General features: G+C 53.7%; 6 protein-coding genes. All 6 read left to right on the top strand.

The genetic code is table 11. The features are described 5' to 3' along the window. Positions 1 to 912 (top strand): LysM peptidoglycan-binding domain-containing protein (locus tag Q0H50_RS08930; protein ID WP_294421571.1); only part of this gene is annotated, 912 nt, incomplete at its 5' end. Positions 913 to 965: 53 nt separating this feature from the next. Next, positions 966 to 1,391 carry a hypothetical protein gene (locus tag Q0H50_RS08925; protein ID WP_294421570.1) on the top strand — a complete coding sequence of 142 codons (426 nt, stop codon included), beginning with the start codon at positions 966 to 968 and terminating at the stop codon, positions 1,389 to 1,391. Between the two features lie 23 nt (positions 1,392 to 1,414). Further along, positions 1,415 to 1,717, top strand: a complete 303-nt coding sequence (locus Q0H50_RS08920) for a hypothetical protein (protein WP_294421568.1) — start codon at positions 1,415 to 1,417, stop codon at positions 1,715 to 1,717. Between the two features lie 441 nt (positions 1,718 to 2,158). Continuing rightward, on the top strand, positions 2,159 to 2,629 hold the full coding sequence (locus tag Q0H50_RS08915) for a hypothetical protein (RefSeq protein ID WP_294421565.1): 471 nt from the start codon (positions 2,159 to 2,161) through the stop codon (positions 2,627 to 2,629). After that, positions 2,626 to 3,267, top strand: a complete 642-nt coding sequence (locus Q0H50_RS08910) for a hypothetical protein (RefSeq protein ID WP_294421564.1) — start codon at positions 2,626 to 2,628, stop codon at positions 3,265 to 3,267. Before Q0H50_RS08915 ends, Q0H50_RS08910 begins: the two co-directional genes overlap by 4 nt. A gap of 46 nt (positions 3,268 to 3,313) precedes the next feature. Next, positions 3,314 to 3,446 (top strand): ATP-binding protein (locus tag Q0H50_RS08905; RefSeq protein WP_294421572.1); only part of this gene is annotated, 133 nt, incomplete at its 3' end.

Raw genomic sequence — 3,446 nt, 5'->3', positions numbered from 1 at the left:
TTGAGCCTTTCCCTCGCGCTTATCCTTTGCGTGGCATTGTCTGTTCCCGCGTTTGCAGCCAACTACACCAGCTATACCTGGACCGGCGAGGATACGACCGTGGAATTTGAGGCCGCCTCCGCTGCAACGGAAACCATCAGAGCATGGGATGAGGACAGCGGAGAGTATACTGACCAGAGCGTTACCATGATTACCGCGAAGCCCGGCTCTTCCGTAACGGTCACGGGCGAAACCTGGTTTTCGCTTTCCCCGCTGACCGAGGACGGCTATGGCGAGAATACCATGGGAGCGGAGATCAAGACGGGAGTTGTTGATGAGGCTTTCAACTATTTTCCCGCCGGTGCGCTTTTCGTGTTGAAGTATGGCAAGACCTATATCAAGCTGGGCAGCGCGGACGAGCAGCCCTCTACTCCTCCTAAGCCGACTACTCCCGGTGAGCCCTCGACCCCCGGCGAACCCTCGACCCCCACTGAGCCGACTACTCCCGGCGAACCCGCGACTCCCACACAGCCTTCTACTCCGGCGCGGTCTGAGCGGTCCGCAGCGCCCACTGCCGCTGGCTCTTACACTGTGAAGGCAGGCGACACCTACGGCATGATCGCGCTGAACAATTACGGCACTTACGGCGTGTGGAGCGAGCTCTACAAGGCCAACAAGGGTGCAGCGCTGACGGAGGGTGCGACACTCGTCCTGCCCGAAAAGCTGGGTAATGTCGCCCGCATCAATGCGCCTGCTGCCGCCAACGGCGAAATCCTCTATACGGTCAAGGCTGGCGATACGCTGGGCGCTATCGCCAAGGCGACCTATGGCGATGTGATGAAGTACAAGACCATTTTTGAGCGCAACGCCGACCGCCTTGTAAATGCTAACACCATTTACGAGGGACAGGTCATTGTCCTGCCCGCGAAGTAAGTACAACAGGAAACAATAAAATAAGTAAAGTTCCCCCGTCCACTTCCTCTGAAATGGACGGGGGAGCTTTTTTTGCTAACGGATTTTCTTATCTTAACAGTGTTGCTGCAGACGATCACGCTTTTCTGCTGAAGGTGCAGGACACTGTCCGTGCCGCCGCAGAGGAAGCACGGTTCGCTCAGGTGGTGGGCATGATGCGGGAGGCTGCGGCCGTCCCCATGAACACCGCAGATGTACCTGGCGTTGTGAAGCTGGCCAGCAGACAGTTCGGCCTTACGGACTCAGAGGGTGAGGGCATCCTGCAACATCTGATCGAAGGCCATGACCTGAGCCTGTATGGTCTTTCCAATGCGGTAACACGGTACAGTCAAGACGTAAGCAGCTATGACCGCGCCTCGGATCTGGAAATCATCGGCTACAACATTCTGGCAATGCCCAGAAGTGTGTGGTCGCGGCTGAATCAGGTATCCGCGGCGTAATGTGAAAAAACAAAAAAGATAAAATGGAGGATCAAAAAATGAGTTATCCTGAAACTACTACGATGGCAACTGCCAGTGCATTCAACCTTCCCACCATGGCCGGCCTTGATTTCGGCAACGATGATCTTGCCGACGATATGGAGGGCTTGACGCTCTCATTCCCCAAGGTCAAGATCCCGTCCGGCGGCGCACTGCAATTCGAGCTGCCTACCGGCGACCCGGAGAATCCGGAGTATACCCGGTTTCTGCAGGGTGTTATCCTGTATCACCATGCCAGTGGCGCGTATTGGCCCGAGGGCTGTGAATACGATGATACCGCGACATAGATGAAGACGGCCGTTTCAGCATTCGCTGGGGCGAACAGGAAATTGCGTAAAGGAGGTAGCGAGCATTGAGGCAAAGAGAAACCAAGGCGGAACGGTTCGTGCGTGTGGCTGAACAGCGCACACAACGAGCCGTAGACGCTATCCATTCGCTTTCTAATTGTGCAAGCCGCATGTGTTACGATTACACGCCGGAACAGGTAGAACAGATTATAGCGGCACTGGAGGTGGAAGTAAGACGCCTGCAAAGTGCATTTACGGGCGAAAACCGCTTTACACTGCGCCCATAAGTCAGAGGCCCCGGATGATTTCCGGGGTCTCAAATATAAGTCAATAAGGAGTATAAACAGGAAAAGAGAATCTGCCCCGCAGGAGTATACCTGTCGGAATTGCCCGGAACGCTATTACCATGCGATCCCCGCTCCCCAGAAGTCAAAGGGACTCATGATGCACTTTGGCGAAAGCTATTGCACCCTGCCGAAGAGAGCCAGACATCTTAAAAGCCGTGATCTGAACAGACGGGCACCGGAATGGTGCCCGAAGCGGAAAGTGCCGAACACGCTGCGGATCTACTATTACCGCAGCCCGGAAACGTATATGTTGGACAATGTGCTGCATCAGGGCTTTGCATTCACACCGCTGCCCACGGCAAGCCGCTATGCAATGGCATATGAGGGAACTTCCGCGCTCTCCCCGCGGGAGTTTTGGCTAAAGCTGCTCACACAGAAGGATACGGAGCTGTTAGGCATAGAGGTCAAAGCCAAGTCCGTAGTAGAGATAGACGATGGGCTTGCCCCGTGCTTTTTCTTCAAAACGGAAGAAGGCTATACGCGCTGTCAGTGCTTCGATGCTGATCGCGCACGCACCAACTGCATGGAAGGCTGGGAGGAATATAATCAGGAGGACATAAAATGATCATCAACCAAGAGGGTATGCGCTATACATACAACGGCATGACCTACACTGTCGGTGCCGCTGTCATGGCAACAGAGGCAAGTGAATATCGTGGACTTTATGGCACCATCACGGAGATCCGTGACGGATCTGACCGAGAGTCAGAAAATGATACGCCTGACATCTATTGCTGTTTTGAACCGCCTCTGTTTCAAGAGGAGATCCGGGAGCTGGAGCGACGCTTCGCAGAGCTATATCAATCGCCTAAGAAGCTCGACGAGATCACGCTGGATATGGTTATCATGGCACCGGAGATGGTTCGGGTGATCTCGCCTGACCCAAGGGAGTGTAAGGCCTGCGAGCTTTACCTGCTTACCACACACTGCACGACGAATCTGGATTCCAGCAGCTTCACTGAGCTATACGCCGACTACGATGCCGGACGTTTTGCCCTACTGCAAAGTGTCCGGGAGGAACAACAGGATGGCTGCGTAAAGGATTGGGCAGATAGGGACGTACTGGAAGAAGAATATGGCATTGACCGCTATGAGGCATGGTATCGTGATGAATACTTCGAGAATCATTTCGTCATATCGCTTGAAAAGCTGTCCCTCATGCTGCCGCCAGATTTTATAGAAAATCCGAAAAGTTATAATTGAAATTATTATAATTTGCGGTATAATACTTTATGGAGGCGGTGAGCTTATGAAGCAATTTGTTGATCGGCAGCAGGAGATGGAGACGCTGCAAAGTGAGTATGCGCGGAATGGCAGCGCACTTGTCGTACTGTATGGACGCCGGCGAGTGGGAAAGACTACGCTGATATCCGAGTTTATTC

The organism is uncultured Senegalimassilia sp. (genome assembly GCF_934632265.1).
Taxonomy (GTDB): domain Bacteria; phylum Actinomycetota; class Coriobacteriia; order Coriobacteriales; family Eggerthellaceae; genus Senegalimassilia.
Note: the sequence above shows the minus strand (reverse complement) of the source record. Positions and strands in the feature narration are given on the sequence as shown.

What these genes read in the sequence shown, in the direction of transcription:
- Q0H50_RS08920 (WP_294421568.1), top strand. Translation starts at nt 1,415, where the DNA reads ATGGAGGATCAAAAAATGAGTTATCCTGAAACTACTACGATGGCAACT.
- Q0H50_RS08915 (WP_294421565.1), top strand. Translation starts at nt 2,159, where the DNA reads ATGATGCACTTTGGCGAAAGCTATTGCACCCTGCCGAAGAGAGCCAGA.
- Q0H50_RS08910 (WP_294421564.1), top strand. Translation starts at nt 2,626, where the DNA reads ATGATCATCAACCAAGAGGGTATGCGCTATACATACAACGGCATGACC.
- Q0H50_RS08925 (WP_294421570.1), top strand. Translation starts at nt 966, where the DNA reads ATGGACGGGGGAGCTTTTTTTGCTAACGGATTTTCTTATCTTAACAGT.